This is a genomic window from Pseudomonas sp. S3_E10 (assembly GCF_054667615.1).
On record NZ_CP162743.1, the window covers coordinates 3,526,326 to 3,543,651 of the forward strand.

The 17,326-nt window shown below is 61.5% G+C and carries 17 protein-coding genes; 12 read left to right on the plus strand and 5 right to left on the minus strand.

Features of this window, described 5'->3' with window-relative positions:
- Positions 1-33: 33 nt before the first annotated feature.
- The 11 genes from rsfS to AB4N98_RS16170 all read left to right on the plus strand — a co-directional run bounded on the left by rsfS (position 34) and on the right by AB4N98_RS16170 (position 10,519).
- Positions 34-528, plus strand: a complete 495-nt coding sequence (rsfS, locus tag AB4N98_RS16120; RefSeq protein WP_003176298.1) for a ribosome silencing factor — start codon at positions 34-36, stop codon at positions 526-528.
- A gap of 9 nt (positions 529-537) precedes the next feature.
- Entirely contained in the window at positions 538-1,005 is a 468-nt protein-coding gene (rlmH, locus tag AB4N98_RS16125; protein ID WP_003176297.1) for a 23S rRNA (pseudouridine(1915)-N(3))-methyltransferase RlmH, read from the plus strand.
- A gap of 15 nt (positions 1,006-1,020) precedes the next feature.
- On the plus strand, positions 1,021-2,919 hold the full coding sequence (gene mrdA, locus AB4N98_RS16130) for a penicillin-binding protein 2 (protein ID WP_017528941.1): 1,899 nt from the start codon (positions 1,021-1,023) through the stop codon (positions 2,917-2,919).
- Between the two features lie 31 nt (positions 2,920-2,950).
- Positions 2,951-4,054, plus strand: coding sequence for a rod shape-determining protein RodA (gene rodA / locus AB4N98_RS16135; protein ID WP_050554003.1), 1,104 nt, complete (start codon positions 2,951-2,953; stop codon positions 4,052-4,054).
- Between the two features lie 17 nt (positions 4,055-4,071).
- Positions 4,072-5,082: a lytic murein transglycosylase B gene (mltB, locus tag AB4N98_RS16140; RefSeq protein ID WP_017528939.1), complete on the plus strand. Its 1,011-nt coding sequence runs from the start codon at positions 4,072-4,074 to the stop codon at positions 5,080-5,082.
- Positions 5,082-6,080: a septal ring lytic transglycosylase RlpA family protein gene (locus tag AB4N98_RS16145; RefSeq protein ID WP_017528938.1), complete on the plus strand. Its 999-nt coding sequence runs from the start codon at positions 5,082-5,084 to the stop codon at positions 6,078-6,080. Before mltB ends, AB4N98_RS16145 begins: the two co-directional genes overlap by 1 nt.
- A 178-nt stretch (positions 6,081-6,258) precedes the next feature.
- Positions 6,259-7,416 carry a D-alanyl-D-alanine carboxypeptidase family protein gene (locus tag AB4N98_RS16150; protein ID WP_017528937.1) on the plus strand — a complete coding sequence of 386 codons (1,158 nt, stop codon included), beginning with the start codon at positions 6,259-6,261 and terminating at the stop codon, positions 7,414-7,416.
- Positions 7,417-7,500: 84 nt separating this feature from the next.
- The gene (locus tag AB4N98_RS16155; RefSeq protein WP_017528936.1) at positions 7,501-7,776 is read left to right on the plus strand and encodes a DUF493 domain-containing protein; all 276 of its coding nucleotides are present in this window, start codon (positions 7,501-7,503) and stop codon (positions 7,774-7,776) included.
- Entirely contained in the window at positions 7,776-8,423 is a 648-nt protein-coding gene (gene lipB, locus AB4N98_RS16160) for a lipoyl(octanoyl) transferase LipB (RefSeq protein WP_137220293.1), read from the plus strand. The genes AB4N98_RS16155 and lipB overlap by 1 nt, the downstream gene beginning before the upstream one ends.
- Before the next feature lie 26 nt (positions 8,424-8,449).
- The gene (gene lipA, locus AB4N98_RS16165) at positions 8,450-9,451 is read left to right on the plus strand and encodes a lipoyl synthase (RefSeq protein WP_161979900.1); all 1,002 of its coding nucleotides are present in this window, start codon (positions 8,450-8,452) and stop codon (positions 9,449-9,451) included.
- A gap of 147 nt (positions 9,452-9,598) precedes the next feature.
- Positions 9,599-10,519: a S66 peptidase family protein gene (locus tag AB4N98_RS16170; protein ID WP_460148798.1), complete on the plus strand. Its 921-nt coding sequence runs from the start codon at positions 9,599-9,601 to the stop codon at positions 10,517-10,519.
- Positions 10,520-10,642: 123 nt separating this feature from the next.
- On the opposite strand, the gene AB4N98_RS16175 is transcribed toward AB4N98_RS16170, so the two are convergent.
- The 5 genes from AB4N98_RS16175 to leuS all read right to left on the minus strand — a co-directional run bounded on the left by AB4N98_RS16175 (position 10,643) and on the right by leuS (position 16,690).
- A complete protein-coding gene (locus AB4N98_RS16175) occupies positions 10,643-11,968 on the minus strand; it encodes a lytic murein transglycosylase (protein ID WP_017528932.1) in 1,326 nt (441 codons plus the stop codon).
- Positions 11,969-12,029: 61 nt separating this feature from the next.
- Positions 12,030-12,194, minus strand: coding sequence for an alternative ribosome rescue factor ArfA (arfA, locus tag AB4N98_RS16180; protein ID WP_003176285.1), 165 nt, complete (start codon positions 12,192-12,194; stop codon positions 12,030-12,032).
- A 118-nt stretch (positions 12,195-12,312) separates the two neighbouring features.
- Positions 12,313-13,350 (minus strand): DNA polymerase III subunit delta, encoded by a 1,038-nt coding sequence (gene holA, locus AB4N98_RS16185; RefSeq protein WP_017528931.1) that lies wholly within the window; start codon positions 13,348-13,350, stop codon positions 12,313-12,315.
- A 39-nt stretch (positions 13,351-13,389) separates the two neighbouring features.
- Positions 13,390-13,995 carry an LPS-assembly lipoprotein LptE gene (locus AB4N98_RS16190; RefSeq protein WP_017528930.1) on the minus strand — a complete coding sequence of 202 codons (606 nt, stop codon included), beginning with the start codon at positions 13,993-13,995 and terminating at the stop codon, positions 13,390-13,392.
- An 88-nt stretch (positions 13,996-14,083) separates the two neighbouring features.
- Entirely contained in the window at positions 14,084-16,690 is a 2,607-nt protein-coding gene (gene leuS, locus AB4N98_RS16195) for a leucine--tRNA ligase (protein ID WP_217855443.1), read from the minus strand.
- 261 nt (positions 16,691-16,951) lie between these two features.
- Between leuS and AB4N98_RS16200 the strand changes: the two genes are divergently transcribed.
- A complete protein-coding gene (locus AB4N98_RS16200) occupies positions 16,952-17,269 on the plus strand; it encodes a hypothetical protein (RefSeq protein ID WP_017528928.1) in 318 nt (105 codons plus the stop codon).
- Positions 17,270-17,326 lie beyond the last annotated feature (57 nt).

A 17,326-nucleotide genomic window follows, 5' to 3' on the forward strand; every position in this document is an offset into this window, starting at 1 on the left:
AGCGCCCGAACATACGAGCAAAACGAGTTTTATATGACGAACAAAGACGTAAGCAAAGTTAAGCGCAAAGGCACCTTCAAAAGCGCCCCGCTGCCGGTCGAAGCCCATGTTGGCCCGGAACTGGCTGGCGAAGAGCTGGTGAAAGTCGCCGTTGCCGCCCTGGAAGACGTGAAGGCCCAGGACATCCAGGTCCTGGACGTACGCGACAAGCAGAGCATCACCGACTTCATGATCATCGCCACCGGTACCTCCAACCGCCAGATCGGCGCGATGCTGGACAAGGTTCGCGAAGCCGTCAAAGCCCAGGGCGTCAAGCCACTGGGTGAAGAAGGCAAGGGCGACAGCGACTGGGTGTTGCTGGACATGGACGACGTGATCGTTCACATGATGACCTCCAACGCCCGCCAGTTCTACGACCTGGAGCGTCTGTGGAAAGGCGCCGAGCAGAGCCGTGCCGCCGATGGTAAGCACCACAGCCCGGAAGTGGGCCACGCACACTTCGACAAGCTCAACAAAGACCAGGAATAAGGAACGGCTGTGCGCCTGCGTCTGATCGCTGTCGGTTCACGCATGCCCAAGTGGGTGGAAGAAGGCTGGCACGAGTATGCCAAGCGTCTGCCCGCCGAGCTGTCGCTTGAGCTGGTGGAAATACCGCTCAATACCCGGGGCAAGAATGCCGACGTGGCGCGTTTTATCCGCCAGGAAGGCGAAGCCATGCTGGCCAAGGTCGGCCCCAACGAGCGCATCGTCACCCTCGAAGTGCACGGCAAGCCCTGGAGCACCGAGCAACTGGCGGTGGAACTGGATCGCTGGCGCCTGGATTCGCGCACGGTCAACTTCATGGTCGGTGGCCCCGAGGGGCTGGCGCCGGAAGTGTGCGCGCGGGCGGATCAGCGCTGGTCGCTCTCGGCGCTGACGCTGCCGCACCCGTTGGTAAGGATTCTGATCGGTGAACAGCTGTATCGCGCCTGGACAGTTCTGTCCGGGCACCCTTACCACAAATAATCTGCGCCCCTCCCGATGACCCAGCCGATCCGCATCAAGGACCATGAGAAAGACGCACGTCTTGTACGTGCGCGCGTGGTGTTTGGCGCGATCATGGTGGTGGCGTTGATTGGGGTGCTGATCGCCCGCCTGTATTTCCTGCAAGTGGTCCAGTACGACTATCACTCCACGCTGTCGGAAAACAATCGGGTGCATGTGCAACCGATTCCACCGACCCGTGGGTTGATCTTCGACCGCAACGGCGTGGTGGTCGCGGATAACCGGCCCAGTTTCAGCCTGAGCATGACCCGCGAACGCTCCGGCGATTGGCAGCAGGTACTCGATGTGATTGTCGAGGTGCTGCAGTTGACCCCGGAAGATCGAGTGGTCTTCGAAAAACGCATGAAGCAGGGGCGGCGGCCATTCGAGCCGGTGCCGATCCTGTTCGAGCTGACCGAAGAGCAGATCGCACGTATCGCGGTCAACCAGTTCCGCCTGCCGGGTGTGGAAGTGGTGGCGCAGTTGGTGCGCCACTACCCGCAAGGGCCGCATTTTGCCCACTCGGTCGGCTATATGGGGCGCATCAACGAAAAAGAGCTCAAAAGCCTCGACCCCGTCAATTACAGCGGCACCCATCATATCGGCAAGACCGGCATCGAGCGTTTCTACGAGCCCGAGCTGCACGGCCAGGTGGGTTACGAAGAAGTCGAGACCAACGCCCGCGGCCGCGTATTGCGCGTGCTCAAGCGCACCGATCCGGTGCCCGGCAAAGACATTGTGCTGAGCCTGGACATCAAGTTGCAGGAAGCGGCCGAGATGGCTCTGGGCGGTCGGCGCGGCGCCGTGGTGGCGCTGGACCCGAAGACGGGTGAAGTGCTGGCCATGGTCAGCCAGCCGAGTTTCGACCCCAACCTGTTTGTCACCGGGATCAGCTTCAAGGCGTACGCCGAGTTGCGCGATTCCATCGACCGGCCATTGTTCAACCGCGTGCTGCGCGGCCTCTACCCGCCCGGCTCGACCATCAAGCCGGCCGTGGCGATTGCCGGCCTGGATGCCGGTGTGGTGACCGCATCGAGCCGGGTCTATGACCCCGGCTATTACATGCTGCCCAACTATGATCACAAATACCGTAACTGGAACCGCACCGGTGACGGCTATGTCGATTTGGATACGGCAATCATGCGGTCCAACGACACCTATTTCTACGACCTGGCCCACAAGCTGGGGATCGATCGTCTGTCTGCCTACATGGGCAAGTTCGGCCTTGGTCAGAAAGTTTCCCTGGATATGTTCGAAGAGTCCCCCGGACTGATGCCATCGCGGGAATGGAAGCGTGCCACCCGACGTCAGGCGTGGTTCCCTGGTGAAACGCTGATCCTCGGGATTGGCCAGGGCTATATGCAGGCAACGCCATTGCAACTGGCCCAGGCGACCGCGCTGGTGGCCAACAAAGGCATCTGGAATCGACCGCACCTGGCCAAGACCATCGAAGGCGAAAAGCCGGTGGATGACAATCCGATTCCGGACATCGTGCTGCGTGACCCGTCCGACTGGACCAAGGTCAACCATGGCATGCAGCAAGTGATGCACGGTGCCCGTGGTACCGCGCGCAAAGCGGCGATCGGCGCGCAATACCGCATTGCCGGCAAGAGTGGTACGGCCCAGGTGGTTGCGATCAAGCAGGGCGAGAAATACGACCGCTCCAAGGTCCAGGAACGCCACCGCGACCACGCGTTGTTTGTCGGCTTTGCCCCGGCGGACGACCCTAAAATCGTCGTGGCGGTGATGGTGGAAAACGGCGAGTCCGGCTCCGGCGTCGCCGCGCCCGTGGTGCGCCAGGTGATGGACGCCTGGCTGCTGGGCCCCGACGGCAGGCTCAAGCCCGAATATGGCGGCCCCCCTTCAACCCCCGAGGTTACGGCCAGTGAAGAGTAATTTTGACCGCATCCTCTCCAGCGAAGACGTGATGCGTCGCCGCGCGACGTTGCTGCAGCGCATGCACATTGATGGCCCGTTGTTGATCCTGCTGCTGACCCTGGCCGCCGGCAGCCTGTTCGTGCTGTATTCGGCCAGTGGTAAAAACTGGGACCTGCTGATCAAGCAAGCGTCCTCGTTTGGCCTTGGCCTGTTGTCGATGGTGGTCATCGCCCAGTTGGAGCCGCGCTTTATGGCGCGTTGGGTGCCGCTGGGGTATGTCGCCGGCGTGTTGCTGCTGGTGGTGGTGGATGTCATGGGCCACAACGCGATGGGGGCGACCCGCTGGATCAACATTCCAGGGGTGATTCGCTTCCAGCCGTCGGAATTCATGAAGATCCTGATGCCGGCCACTATTGCCTGGTATTTGTCCAAGCGCACACTACCGCCGCAGCTCAAGCACGTGGGTATCAGCCTGATCCTGATCGGCGTTCCCTTTGTGCTGATTGTGCGTCAGCCGGACCTCGGCACCTCGCTGCTGATCCTGGCCGGTGGTGCGTTCGTACTGTTTATGGGTGGGCTGCGTTGGCGCTGGATCCTCAGCGTGCTGGCCGCCGCGGTACCTGTGGCGGTGGCCATGTGGTTCTTTTTCATGCACGACTACCAGAAGCAGCGGATCCTCACCTTCCTCGACCCGGAAAGCGACCCGCTGGGTACCGGCTGGAACATTATCCAATCCAAGGCCGCCATTGGTTCCGGCGGAGTATTTGGTAAGGGCTGGTTACTGGGCACCCAATCCCATTTGGACTTTTTGCCCGAAAGCCACACCGACTTCATTATTGCGGTGCTGGGCGAAGAGTTCGGCCTGGTGGGCATTTGCGCGTTGTTGCTGATCTATTTGCTGCTGATCGGGCGGGGCCTGGTCATTACCGCCCAGGCGCAGACGCTGTTCGGCAAATTGCTCGCCGGCAGCCTGACCATGACTTTTTTTGTTTACGTTTTCGTCAACATCGGTATGGTCAGTGGCCTGTTGCCGGTGGTTGGGGTGCCGTTGCCGTTCATTAGCTACGGCGGAACTTCGCTGGTGACATTGCTGTCAGCGTTTGGGGTTTTGATGTCGATTCACACGCATCGCAAGTGGATCGCGCAGGTTTGAATAAGGTGAAGATGTCAATGCAAGTAATGCGCGGCTGGGCGACTCGGCATGCGTCCTGGATGAGCCTGATTGGGCTGCTGGGCGCAACGCAAGAGGCGCTGGCCGGTGACTACGATGGTTCACCCCAGGTCGCCGAATTTGTCGGTGAAATGACCCGCGACTACGGTTTCGCCGGTGAACAACTGATGGGCGTGTTCCGCGAAGCCCAGAAAAAGCAGGCGATCCTGGATGCCATTTCCCGTCCCGCCGAGCGCGTGAAGCAGTGGAAAGAATATCGCCCGATGTTCCTCACCGACGCCCGTGTGGCCCGGGGTGTGGACTTCTGGCGCCAGCATGAGGCCGTGCTGGCCCGCGCCGAGCAGGAATATGGCGTGCCAGCCCAGGTGATTGTCGCGATCATCGGCATCGAAACCTTTTACGGGCGCAATACCGGCAGTTACCGGGTGATCGACGCCTTGTCGACCCTGGGCTTCGACTACCCGCCGCGCGCCGACTTCTTTCGCAAGGAACTGCGCGAGTTCCTGCTGTTGGCCCGCGAAGAGCAACTCGACCCACTGACCCTCAAGGGTTCCTACGCCGGTGCGATGGGCTTGCCGCAGTTCATGCCGAGCAGCTTTCGCGCCTATGCGGTGGATTTTGACGGCGACGGCCATATCAATATCTGGAGCAACCCTGACGACGCCATCGGCAGCGTGGCCAGCTACTTCAAGCGCCACGGTTGGGTCGCCGGCGAGCCGGTCGTGATCCGCGCCGAGGTGACCGGGGACCGCGCCGATGAAGGGCTGACCCAGGGTATCGAACCGGCCAAGACGGTCGGGGAGTTGCGGGCGCTGGGCTGGTCGAGTCAGAATGCGCCACGCGATGACATGCCGGTCACGGCGTTCCGCCTGGAAGGCGAAAATGGCCCTGAATACTGGATGGGCCTGAAGAATTTTTACGCAATCACGCGTTATAACCGCAGTGTGATGTACGCCATGGCGGTGCATCAGCTGTCAGACATGCTTATCCAAGCACGGGGCAACAAGTAATGCGGGCATCGCTGTTCAATCAACCGCTCAAGCTGGTGGCGTTCGCCGCGTTGTCCCTGCTGGTCGTCAGTTGCTCCACCAGCCGGGCGCCGACGCAGAAGTCCGGCGGCACGGCAGTGCGTTCACAGCCGGGCCTGGACATCAACCGCGCGCACAAAGACGGCGCGCCGTGGTGGGATGTCGACGTGTCGAAAATCCCGGATGCCACCCCGACCCTGCACACCGGCCCCTATAAGGCCAACCCTTATACGGTGTTGGGCAAGTCCTATTTCCCGTTGCAGGATTCCAAGACCTACGTGCAATCGGGCACGGCGTCCTGGTATGGCACCAAGTTCCATGGCCAGAACACCGCCAACGGTGAAGTGTATGACCTGTATGGCATGAGCGCGGCGCATAAGACGCTGCCGCTGCCCAGCTACGTACGGGTGACCAACCTGGACAACAACCGCACGGTGATCCTGCGGGTCAACGACCGCGGGCCGTTCTATTCGGACCGCATCATCGACTTGTCCTACGCTGCCGCGAAGAAACTCGGCTATGCCGAAACCGGTACCGCGCGGGTCAAGGTCGAAGGTATCGACCCGGCGCAGTATTGGGCCCAGCGTGGCAAGCCGGCACCGTTGATGCTCAACGAACCGCAGACCCCGCAGCCGCAGGTGACCGCGTCGACCGGCAAGATCGAGCAGTGGACGCCGCCACCGCAGCAGCACGCGCCGGACACGGTGGTTGTGCCCCATGCGGCACCGGGTGCCTCGGCAGCGGGTGGGCAGTACTTGCAGGTCGGCGCTTTCGCCAACCCGGATGCGGCAGAGCTGTTAAGGTCCAAGCTCAGCGGCATGGTCAATGCCCCGGTGTTCATCAGCTCTATCGTGCGTAACCAGCAGACCCTGCACCGCGTGCGCATGGGGCCGATCGGCTCGCCGAGCGAAGTCGCCCAGGTACAGAACAGTGTGCGCCTGGCCAACCTGGGGCAACCCAGTGTAGTGACCGCCGAATAAAAAGATTGATGGTGCGGGCGCGTGCGCGTGCCCGAACCCTGGTTGTTGGCTCTTTGAACAATAAAAACCCGAAGGCAAGGGGAGAGCGGGCAACCGAACACGTGACAGTCTGGTAGCGGGCTGTCTGAATAAGTTTTGCCCGCGAGGGCAAGTTTCCATAAGCAATTTCGAGAGACGGATGAACATCACCACCTTAGCCAAACGCACGTGCCTGCTTCTTTCGCTGATCATCACCCCCGCCGCCTGGGCGGTTGAAATGGTGCCGGCTTCACCGCAACTGGCCGCCAAGGCCTGGGTGCTCATGGATGCCGCCAGCGGCAACGTGTTGGTCGAGAGCAACGGTGACCAGCGTCTGCCACCGGCCAGCCTGACCAAGCTGATGACCGCCTACATCGCCACCCTGGAAATCCGTCGCGGCCAGATCGGTGAAAACGACCCGGTGACCGTCAGCGAAAACGCCTGGCGTACCGGCGGTTCGCGGATGTTCATCAAGGTGGGTTCGCAAGTCACCGTGAGTGACCTGCTGCACGGCATCATCATCCAGTCGGGTAACGATGCCAGCGTCGCCCTGGCCGAGCACATCGCCGGCAGCGAAGACGCGTTCGCCGACATGATGAACAAAACCGTGGCCGACCTGGGCATGACCAACAGCCACTTCATGAACCCGACCGGCCTGCCGAACCCTGAGCATTATTCGTCGGCTCACGACATGGCGATCCTGGCCCGCGCGATCATTCGTGTCGACCCGGTGCATTACGCGATCTACTCCCAGAAAGAGTTCTTCTGGAACAACATCAAACAGCCTAACCGCAACCTGCTGCTGTGGCGCGACAAGACCGTCGATGGTCTGAAAACCGGCCACACCGACGAAGCCGGCTACTGCATGGTGTCGTCCGCCGTGCGTGATGGCCAACGCCTGATCGCCGTAGTCTTCGGCACCAACAGCGAGCAGGCCCGTGCGGCCGAGACGCAAAAACTGCTGACCTACGGTTTCCGCTTCTTCGAAACCCAGACCTTCTACCAGAAGGGTGCAGAGCTTGCGACCGCGCCGGTGTGGAAAGGCGCCACCTCGCAAGTCAAGGCCGGCCTGGCCGAAGACCTGACCCTGACCATGCCTAAAGGCCAGCTGAAAAAGCTCGCTGCCAGCATGACCATGAACCCGCAATTGGTTGCGCCAATCGCCAAGGGCGACGTGATCGGTAAAGTCGAAGTCAAGCTGGACGACAAGGTTGTGCACAGCGCCGACCTGATCGCGCTGGACGCCGTCGACGAAGGTGGTATCTTCCGCCGCGTGTGGGATAGCATCCGTCTATTCTTCTACGGCTTGTTCAACTGATAGTGTGCAACTGCAGAGCCCCGTGTTGATCCGACACGGGGCTTTGCCCGTCGCCACGGCTTACGCTTACGAGGCCGTTACGCCATGACCGATAAAGAAGTAAAGGCGCCAAAGATCGAATTCCCGGTAACCGATTACCCTATCAAGGTGATCAGCGACACCGGTGTGGGCCGCAAAGACCAGATTCTCGACATCGTGCGTAAACACGCCACGATCAACGATAACCGTGTGGATGAGCGATCCAGCTCGACCGGTAAATACACCACGATCCAGTTGCACATCGTTGCGACCGGTCAAGACCAGCTCTACGACATCAACAGCGAACTGCGGGCCACCGGCTTCGTGCATATGGTGCTTTGATGTCACCGGTCCTGGGCTTTCGCGAGCTCGGCCAGATGGCTTACGAGCCGGTCTGGCACGCCATGCAGCGCTTCACCAATGAACGCGGCACGTCGGCCCCCGATGAAATCTGGTTGGTGGAGCACCCTGCGGTGTTCACCCAGGGGCAGGCCGGCAAGGCCGAGCATCTGCTGCTTCCGGGCGATATTCCGGTGGTGCAGGTCGACCGAGGTGGCCAAGTGACTTACCATGGCCCCGGTCAGCTTGTCGCTTATCTGTTGCTGGATGTGCGCAAACTGGGCTTTGGTGTGCGTGAACTGGTGAGCCGCATGGAGGCTTGCCTGATTGAACTGCTGGCCAGTTACGGCGTGACCGCCATGGCCAAGCCGGATGCACCGGGTGTGTACGTCGACGGCGCGAAAATCGCCTCCCTGGGGCTGCGCATTCGTCACGGTTGTTCCTTTCACGGCCTGGCCCTGAATGTGGACATGGACCTGGCGCCGTTCCGGCGGATCAACCCGTGTGGCTATGCCGGGTTGGCGATGACACAGTTGAGCGACCACGCGACACCGATTAAATTTGCCGAGGTAAGTGCCCGGCTGCGCGCGCAGCTCGTCAAACACCTCGACTATGCTGAGCAGACGACCCTTACGGGCGGAATCGACTGACTATGACTACTGATGCAGTGCAAACCATGATCCCGACGCTGGACGTCACCGAGCGTCCGGCTGCGGCCCCGCGTGCCAAGGTGGAAGCCGGCGTCAAGCTGCGCGGCGCCGAGAAGGTTGCACGCATCCCGGTGAAGATCATTCCGACCACCGAACTGCCGAAGAAACCCGACTGGATCCGCGTGCGCATCCCGGTTTCGCCGGAAGTCGACCGTATCAAGGCGCTGCTGCGCAAACACAAGCTGCACAGCGTGTGCGAAGAGGCGTCCTGCCCGAACCTCGGCGAGTGCTTCTCCGGCGGCACCGCGACCTTCATGATCATGGGTGATATCTGCACGCGTCGTTGCCCGTTCTGTGATGTCGGCCACGGCCGGCCGAAGCCACTGGACGTCAACGAGCCAGAAAGCCTGGCCATCGCCATCGCCGACCTCAAACTCAAATACGTGGTGATCACCTCGGTAGACCGCGATGACTTGCGCGACGGCGGTGCCCAGCACTTTGCCGACTGCATCCGCGAAATCCGCAAACTGTCGCCGAACGTGATGCTCGAAACCCTGGTCCCGGACTACCGTGGCCGTATGGACGTGGCGCTGGAAATCACCGCCGCCGAGCCACCGGACGTGTTCAACCACAACCTGGAAACCGTGCCGCGCCTGTACAAGGCCGCGCGTCCGGGTTCGGACTACCAGTGGTCGCTGACCCTGCTGCAGAAATTCAAGCAGATGATGCCGCACATCCCAACCAAGTCCGGGCTGATGCTGGGCCTGGGCGAAACCGACGAAGAAGTCATCGAAGTCATGAAGCGCATGCGCGAGCACGACATCGATATGCTGACCCTGGGCCAGTACCTGCAACCGTCGCGCAGCCACTTGCCGGTGCAGCGTTTCGTGCACCCGGACACCTTCGCCTGGTTCGCCGAGGAAGGCTACAAGATGGGCTTCAAGAACGTCGCTTCTGGCCCGCTGGTGCGTTCTTCGTACCACGCCGACGAACAGGCCAAGCTGGTCAAGGCGAGCCTGGTTTCGTAAAAAATCTGTGCCACACCGCAGATCCAATGTGGGAGGGGGCTTGCCCCCGATAGCAGGGTGTCAGGCACTTATCTGTCACTGATACACCGCTATCGGGAACAAGCCCCCTCCCACATTTCGTTGCGCGTTAATTAGGGAGAGTTGTGTATGACCGCCGCCGTTCCAGCCCTTCGTGCTGAAGGCACCATCGCACTGATCGCGCCCGCCGGCCCCGCCGCGCTGGACGTTGAAAAGGCCGGGCAATGGATGCGCGCCCGCGGCTACGACCTGCATATCTTTCCTGGCGTCTACGAGCGCGACGGGTATCTTGCCGGCAGCGATGCAGTGCGCCTGCGCGACCTGCATGCCGCTTTCGCCAATCCCGATATCGATGCGATCTTCTGCCTGCGTGGTGGCTACGGCACGCCACGGCTGCTCGACGCGTTGGATTTCGACCTGCTGCGCGCCAACCCCAAACCATTGGTGGGCTACAGCGACATCACCGCCTTGCACCTGGCGATCAACCGCTACGCCGGGTTCGTGACCTTTCACGGCCCGATGCTTAATGCCGATCTGCTGGGCAACAAACAGCCCCCCACCGAGTCATCCCTGTTCAGCCTGCTACGCGGTGACCTTGGCGCCGGTAGTGTGCTCGCGCACCCGGTTGCCTACCCGTTGACCACCCTTGAGCCGGGCATCGCCTGTGGGCGCTTGCTGGGTGGCAACTTGTCGATGATTGCGGCCGTCATGGGCACGCCTTACGAAATCGACGCTGAAGGCATCATTCTGTTTATCGAAGACGTTAACGAGCCGATCTACCGCATCGACCGCTTGCTGACGCATCTGCACCTGTCGGGCAAGTTCGCTCAGATCGCCGGTGTGCTGGTGGGCGATGTTGCCGGTGTGGATAACGCCGCGTTGCAGCGGCTGCTGAAACAGACCTTCGCGCCGCTGCGCATTCCGGTGTTGTCCGGCTGGCGCAGCGGGCATTGTGATCCGAACCTGACGTTGCCGCTGGGCGCGCAGGTGCGGTTGGATGCGGGGGAGCAGCGGGTGGTGTTGGAGCAGGACGTGGTCGTGAGGTCCTGAATCGGTTGCTGACTGCTGAACCGCATCGGGGGCAAGCCCCCTGCCACATGGACGCGCGCACTGTGGATGCGGTCAATGTGGGAGGGGGCTTGCTCCCGATAGCAGTAGGCGTCATAAGCCAATCTATCGGCCCTGCAACGACTCCAGCAATTTCACCGTTGGATACCCGTCCGCCGGCCAGCCCAGTGCCTGCTGCGCCGCACGAATCGCCTTACGCGTATTGGCGCCGATAATCCCGTCCGGGTTACCCGCGTCGTAGCCGTTGGCGCTGAGCGCCGTTTGCAAATCGATACGCTGGGAGCGGCTCAGCGGCAGCTCATCCTTGGGCCAATCGCCGCGAATCACACCACCGCCACCAAACCGCTCCGACAGCAGGCCAACGGCCAGCGCGTAGGACGACGAGTTGTTGTACTTGAGGATTGCCCGGAAGTTATCCAATACCAGGAAGGCCGGGCCACGGTAGCCCGCAGGCAGCAGCAGGGCGGCCGACAGTTGGTCGACGTTGGGCGGCAGGCTGGCCCCGGCTGGCAACTGGATGCCCAGTTTCAGCCATTCGGCTACGCTTTTGCGCACGCCACCGTCGGCCAGTGCGTAATCGAAGTTCGCTGGCAGTTGTTGCACCTCGAAGCCCCACGGCTGGCCTTTCTGCCAGCCGGAGCTTTGCAGGTAGTGCGCGGTAGACGCGAGGGCGTCGGCTGGGCTGTTCCAGATGTCGCGGCGGCCGTCGCCGTCGAAATCCACGGCGTGGGTGTTGTAAGTGGTCGGGATAAATTGCGTCTGGCCCATCGCACCGGCCCAGGAGCCTTTCATCTGGTCGGCCTGGATGTCGCCGTGCTGGATGATCTGCAGCGCCGCCAGCAGTTGCGCCTGGGCAAATGCCGGGCGACGGCCTTCATAGGCCAGGGTCGCCAGTGATCGGATCACTGAGTTATTGCCCTGGAACTGACCGAAGTTGCTCTCCATGCCCCATACCGACACCAGCGCCTGGCGGTCCACGCCATAACGTTGCTCGATGCTTTGCAGGATGTCGGCGTACTTGATCAGCAGTGCCTGGCCGTTACGCACACGCACTGGTGACAGGGCGCCGTCGAGGTATTGCCACACAGGGCGGGAAAATTCCGGTTGGCTGCGGTCGGCACGAATCACCGCCATGTCCGGGGTGACGTTGGCGAAGGCGTTATCGAAGACGGCTGGGGTAATCCCGGCTTTCAGCGCATCCACGCGAAAGCCTGCCTGCCATTCGGCGAAAGTCTGGGTCGGTTGGATATCGAGATTGTCCACGGCCAGCGGGGCTACGACAGCGGGTGCTACCACCGGGGCGGCCTGGAGCTTGGGGAGTGGTTGGGCGTCGGCGGCGGTGGGTTTTTCGGCGCAGGCGACAAGCAGAATGAGGCTGGAGGCAGCGATCAGTTGGCGAAGGTGCCAACGACGAGAAAGACTAGAGGGCATGCACAGGTCCAGGGATTACAAATCAGGTACAGACCTTATCATGCCAGAGGGGCGCTTGCCTTCAGGCAGCCAGAAAGTAAGAAGCCTCCCAGCTATTAGACTGGAAGGCTTCGCGGCGGTAGCTGCCTTTGCCCTTGCCGGCGCGTTCCTGACGGCTGCGGAACAGTGGCTGGGCGATGATGGATTTGGCCTTGTTGGGGCCATGCTTGGATGGCTTTTTGCTCATGCTGATTACTCTCATGGGGTGGTTTGAACGGCGCAAATAATCTGCCTAAGTCAGGTCGCTGTAAAGCCCATGAATGGTAAACACAATCAAAAATGTAGAAGGGGCAGTTGTCTTGAGGTTACTCGGCAGGCAGTGCCAGGCGCTGACCGGCCATCAGCAGCGACAAACGGCTGAGGCTCATCCATGGCGAACCGGCCGCCTGGCCCTTGATCTGCGCATCAATGCGCTGAGCCTCCAGCAAGAGCTGCGCCCAGCGTTGCGCCGAGTGCCGTTGCAGGGCTTTGCTCATCAAGGGTTTGCGCTTGTCCCATACCGGCGGCCTGGCCTGGCTGAAGCACTTGTCGAGCGGCGTTCCCTGGCTGTATTGCAGGGAAATATTGGCCAGCACCCGTAACTCGCGCGCCAAGGCCCAGAGAATCACCGGTGGCTCCACGCCTTCGCCGCGCAGGCCTTCGAGCATGCGCAGGGCATGCGCGGGTTCGCCGTTAAGGATCGCATCCACCAACCCGAACACGTCAAAACGCGCACTGTCTGCCACGGCGCCCTGGACGGTTTCGACAGTAATCTGCCCATCTTCGGCCATCAGCTTGAGCTTTTCGATTTCCTGGGCGGCGGCAAGCAGGTTGCCTTCGACCCGGGCCGCGATCAGCTCGACCGCGTCTTGAGTCGCGGACAGCCCCGATTGCGACAGGCGCTGGCGAATCCATTGCGGTAACTGATTGCTGTCCACCGGCCAGATCTGGATGAACTGGGTCTGTGTCCCTTCCACCAGGGCCTTGCCCCACTTGGTTTTCTGCGCGCTGCCGTCGAGCTTGGGCAGGCTGATCAGCAGCACTGTGTCGTCCGCGGGGCGTGCGCAGTATTCCATCAAGGCCGCCGCGCCTTTGTCACCGGGCTTGCCCGAAGGCAGGCGCAGTTCCAGCAGGCGCTTTTCGGCAAACAGCGACATGCTCGCGCCGGCTTGCAGCAGCGTGCCCCAGTCGAAACTGGCGTCGGCGCTGAACACCTGGCGTTCATCAAAGCCTTGTTGGCGGGTGGCAAGGCGGATGGCGTCCGCGGCTTCCTGGCACAGCAGCGGGTCATCTCCGCTGACAATGTAGACGGGCGCAAGGCCACCTTGCAGGTGTTTGGCGAGTTGGGCGGGTGCGAGTTTCATAGGCAGGGCGAACGGGGCGCCTGTGGCGCCCCGTCTGGCTTACTCGACAGGGACTTCAACAGGCGATTGTTTCGGCGTGTTGTCTTCGTACTCTTTGGCGGCCTTCAACGCGTCGGCATCAGCCTTGGCCTTGTTGTCAGCCGCTTGCTGCAAGGTTTCGAGTTGTTCCGGGGTCAGCATCGACAGGCGCAGGACCAGGCGTTGCACCAGCTCGCGACGCATTTCCTTGCGAACCTGGGTGACTTCGGAATCCGAACCCACCAGGTTGTTACCGTCGTGGCTGACGATTTTTTGTATCTGGATCTTGTCACCCATCAATGGCTGATGGTCGCGGCCCTGGATCTCGAAGTTCAGTTCGGTGCTCACTTCGACATCGGACGCACGCCCCGCGCTGGCGTAGCTCAGGTTACGCTGGGTTTCTTTCTCGTTGGCCAGGAACAGCTTGTAGGTCGCGCCGGTGTAGACGTGCACGCCGCTGCTTTTTAGGACCTGGCGCAATTGGGTGACAGTCTCGCTGTAGGCGTCGCGGGCGCTGACGTCCAGTTCCTTGATCGTCAGGTCGGTAGTGCCGGTGCCGCGCAGCTGGAAGCCGCAAGCGCTCAGCAGTACGGCCAGGCCCATAACCAGCAGGTTGCGTTTGATCATTTTGTTGCTCCCCTTGAAACCATGTGGGCCTTATCGAGGCCCTGAAGGCTTTGTTCGGCGCAGGGCTCAAGCCCTGCGCCCGATCCGATTAGCTAGCGACGATATTGACCAGTTTGCCAGGCACCACGATCACTTTGCGGATCGTCAGGCCTTCGGTGAAGCGCAGCACGTTCTCGTTGCAGCGTGCGGCCGCTTCGACTTCTTCGCGGCTGGCGCTGGCCGGCATGTCGATATGGCCACGCAGTTTACCGTTGACCTGGATAACCAGTTGCAGCGTGTCCTGTACCAGGGCGCTGTCATCCTGTACCGGCCAGCGCGCATCGATGACCGCGTCGCTGTGGCCCAGGCGGTTCCACAGTTCGTGACTGATGTGCGGCGTGATCGGCGCCAGTAGCAGGGTGACTGTTTCCAGGCCTTCCTGTACCAGTGCGCGGTCTTGTTCGGTGACCTGCGGGGCTTTTTCCAGCACGTTCATCAGGGTCATCACCTGGGCGATGGCGGTGTTGAACTTGTGGTTCTGGCCCACGTCCTGGCTGGCTTGCTTGATGGCCAGGTGAGTGCTGCGGCGAATGGCTTTCTGCTCGTCGTTCAGGGCCGCCACGTCCAGCTTGGCCGGCAGGCCCTGGCTGACATGGGCGTGCGCCAGGCGCCAGACGCGCTTGAGGAAACGGTGCGAACCTTCGACGCCGGAGTCGGACCATTCGGCGCTCATGTCGGGCGGCGAGGCGAACATCATGAACAGGCGGCAAGTGTCGGCACCGAACTGATCGATCATCGACTGCGGATCGACGCCGTTGTTCTTCGACTTGGCCATCTTCTCGGTGCCGCCGATTTCCACCGGCAGGCCGTCGGCGATCAGCTTGGCGCTGATGACCTTGGCTTTGCTGTCGCGCTCAAGTTGGACATCCGCCGGGTTGAACCAGGTGTAGGCGCCATTGGCTTCGCGGCGATAGTAAGTCTCGGCGATCACCATGCCCTGGGTCAGCAGGTTCTTGAACGGTTCGTTGGAGGTCACCAGGCCTTCGTCACGCATCAGCTTGTGGAAGAAGCGCGCGTACAGCAGGTGGAGGATGGCGTGTTCGATACCGCCGATGTACTGATCCACCGGCAGCCAATGGTCGGCCGCGGATTTCTCGACCAGGCCGCCCTCGTAGTGCGGCGAGGCGTAGCGCGCGTAGTACCACGACGACTCGACGAAGGTGTCCATCGTGTCGGTTTCACGCTTGGCCGGCGCGCCGCATTTCGGGCAACTGCACTCGTAGAACTCAGGCATGCGCGCCAGTGGCGAACCGGCGCCGTCCGGCACCACGTCTTCCGGCAGCACGACCGGCAGTTGGTCTTCCGGTACCGGCACGTCGCCGCAGGTGTCGCAGTGGATGATCGGGATCGGGCAGCCCCAGTAGCGTTGGCGGCTGATACCCCAGTCGCGCAGGCGGAACTGGGTGCGCGAGGCACCGAGGTTTTTCTTGATCAGCGCCACTTCGATGGCGTCGAAGGCACCTTGGAAGTCCAGGCCGTCGAACTCGCCGGAGTTGATCAAAGTGCCGTGCTCGCCGTAGGCGTCCTGCCACGGGGCCGGGTTGGTGTTGCCCGAGCTGGTACGCACTACCGATTTGATCGGCAGGTTGTACTGGGTGGCGAATTCGAAGTCGCGCTCGTCGTGGGCCGGTACGGCCATGACGGCGCCATCGCCGTAGTGCATCAGCACGTAGTTGGCGACCCATACCGGCAGTTTCTCCGCCGTCAATGGGTGCTCGACGAACAGCCCGGTCGGCAGGCCTTTTTTCGCTTGGGTGGCGACGTCGGCTTCGGCCACGCTGCCGCCTTTGCATTCGGCGATGAACGCGGCAAGCTCAGGGTTGTTCTGTGCGGCTTGGGTGGCCAGCGGGTGTTCGGCGGCCACGGCGACGTAGGTCGCGCCCATCAGGGTATCCGGGCGGGTGGTGAAGACCTTGAGGGCACCGGCCTCGCCGATCGAGTCGACGTTGTACGGGAACTGTACTTCCATGCCCTTGGATTTGCCGATCCAGTTGCGCTGCATGGTCTTGACCTGTTCAGGCCAGCCCGGCAGGTCATCGAGGCCCGACAAGAGCTCATCGGCGTAGGCGGTGATCTTGAAGTAGTACATGGGGATCTGGCGCTTTTCGATCACCGCGCCGGAACGCCAGCCGCGACCGTCGATCACCTGTTCGTTGGCCAGTACGGTCTGGTCGACCGGGTCCCAGTTCACGGTGCCGTTCTTGCGATAGATCACGCCTTTTTCGAACAGGCGTGTGAACAGCCATTGCTCCCAGCGGTAGTAGTCCGGCTTGCAGGTGGTCACTTCGCGGGACCAGTCCACCGCCAGGCCCAGGCTGCGCAGTTGGGTCTTCATGTAGGCGATGTTCTCGTAGGTCCACTTGGCGGGAGCTACGTTGTTTTTCATCGCGGCGTTTTCCGCCGGCATGCCGAAGGCGTCCCAACCCATGGGTTGCAGGACATTCTTGCCTTGCATGCGCTGGTAACGGGAAATCACGTCACCGATGGTGTAGTTGCGCACGTGCCCCATGTGTAGCTTGCCGCTGGGGTAAGGGAACATCGATAGGCAGTAGTAAGTCTCCTTGCCCGGCTGTTCACTGACTTCAAAGGACTTTTGCTCGTCCCAGAAGGTTTGGGCGGCATTTTCTATTTCACGGGGCTGATATTGTTCGTGCATGGCTACTTTTGAACTGAATAGGGGTGGCCTAATCCTCTTCGGAGCATTGTCCAGGTAGATCGACACCAAAAAGCGGCGCGTCCGTGCCCAAACCTTGCGGGAAGTGGAGTTACAGGAAGCGCCGTAGCATACATGACCCCACTCTATCGAGGGAAACCCTGATTGCGCGGTCGAGGCCGTCTGTCGCGGCGCCAGGCAGGCGCAGCCACGGGGACTACGCTGTTTATTGGGGAGCAAGTCTTTCTTCAATGAGGTGAGGGGATGGTTGAATCGCAGCGAACCGCAACGAAACCGGAAATCTACGAAGGATTGATCGACCGATTGGGTCGTGCATTGGATGCAGCGAGGACTGCGGGCCGATTGCGTGATGAGCGGCCTGTGGAGTTGGAACTGCGCGGGTTGAGCCGCGCGGAGCTGGAGTTGATCAAGGCTTATCTGGAACGCAACAAGCGCAGTGCGCCTCCCTGGGTGGCAACCCCGCCAGCCAAAGAGCCCACGCACTCTGCCAAGGTGGTGTGGCTCAAGGACTTGCCGGCCGGCCGTGGCCCGGAAACACTCCGGTCCGCCCGCTACAAGTAATTCACTCCCCGCGCAGCCGCACCCGCGTGTATGTCACTGTAAAGATTGTCGCTAAAC

What these genes read in the sequence shown, in the direction of transcription:
- AB4N98_RS16175 (WP_017528932.1), bottom strand. Translation starts at nt 11,968, where the DNA reads ATGCCCTCTAGTCTTTCTCGTCGTTGGCACCTTCGCCAACTGATCGCT.
- AB4N98_RS16150 (WP_017528937.1), top strand. Translation starts at nt 6,259, where the DNA reads ATGAACATCACCACCTTAGCCAAACGCACGTGCCTGCTTCTTTCGCTG.
- arfA (WP_003176285.1), bottom strand. Translation starts at nt 12,194, where the DNA reads ATGAGCAAAAAGCCATCCAAGCATGGCCCCAACAAGGCCAAATCCATC.
- AB4N98_RS16155 (WP_017528936.1), top strand. Translation starts at nt 7,501, where the DNA reads ATGACCGATAAAGAAGTAAAGGCGCCAAAGATCGAATTCCCGGTAACC.
- AB4N98_RS16190 (WP_017528930.1), bottom strand. Translation starts at nt 13,995, where the DNA reads ATGATCAAACGCAACCTGCTGGTTATGGGCCTGGCCGTACTGCTGAGC.
- lipA (WP_161979900.1), top strand. Translation starts at nt 8,450, where the DNA reads ATGATCCCGACGCTGGACGTCACCGAGCGTCCGGCTGCGGCCCCGCGT.
- AB4N98_RS16200 (WP_017528928.1), top strand. Translation starts at nt 16,952, where the DNA reads ATGGTTGAATCGCAGCGAACCGCAACGAAACCGGAAATCTACGAAGGA.
- rsfS (WP_003176298.1), top strand. Translation starts at nt 34, where the DNA reads ATGACGAACAAAGACGTAAGCAAAGTTAAGCGCAAAGGCACCTTCAAA.
- lipB (WP_137220293.1), top strand. Translation starts at nt 7,776, where the DNA reads ATGTCACCGGTCCTGGGCTTTCGCGAGCTCGGCCAGATGGCTTACGAG.
- AB4N98_RS16145 (WP_017528938.1), top strand. Translation starts at nt 5,082, where the DNA reads ATGCGGGCATCGCTGTTCAATCAACCGCTCAAGCTGGTGGCGTTCGCC.
- mrdA (WP_017528941.1), top strand. Translation starts at nt 1,021, where the DNA reads ATGACCCAGCCGATCCGCATCAAGGACCATGAGAAAGACGCACGTCTT.
- mltB (WP_017528939.1), top strand. Translation starts at nt 4,072, where the DNA reads ATGCAAGTAATGCGCGGCTGGGCGACTCGGCATGCGTCCTGGATGAGC.
- rodA (WP_050554003.1), top strand. Translation starts at nt 2,951, where the DNA reads ATGCGTCGCCGCGCGACGTTGCTGCAGCGCATGCACATTGATGGCCCG.
- holA (WP_017528931.1), bottom strand. Translation starts at nt 13,350, where the DNA reads ATGAAACTCGCACCCGCCCAACTCGCCAAACACCTGCAAGGTGGCCTT.
- leuS (WP_217855443.1), bottom strand. Translation starts at nt 16,690, where the DNA reads ATGCACGAACAATATCAGCCCCGTGAAATAGAAAATGCCGCCCAAACC.
- AB4N98_RS16170 (WP_460148798.1), top strand. Translation starts at nt 9,599, where the DNA reads ATGACCGCCGCCGTTCCAGCCCTTCGTGCTGAAGGCACCATCGCACTG.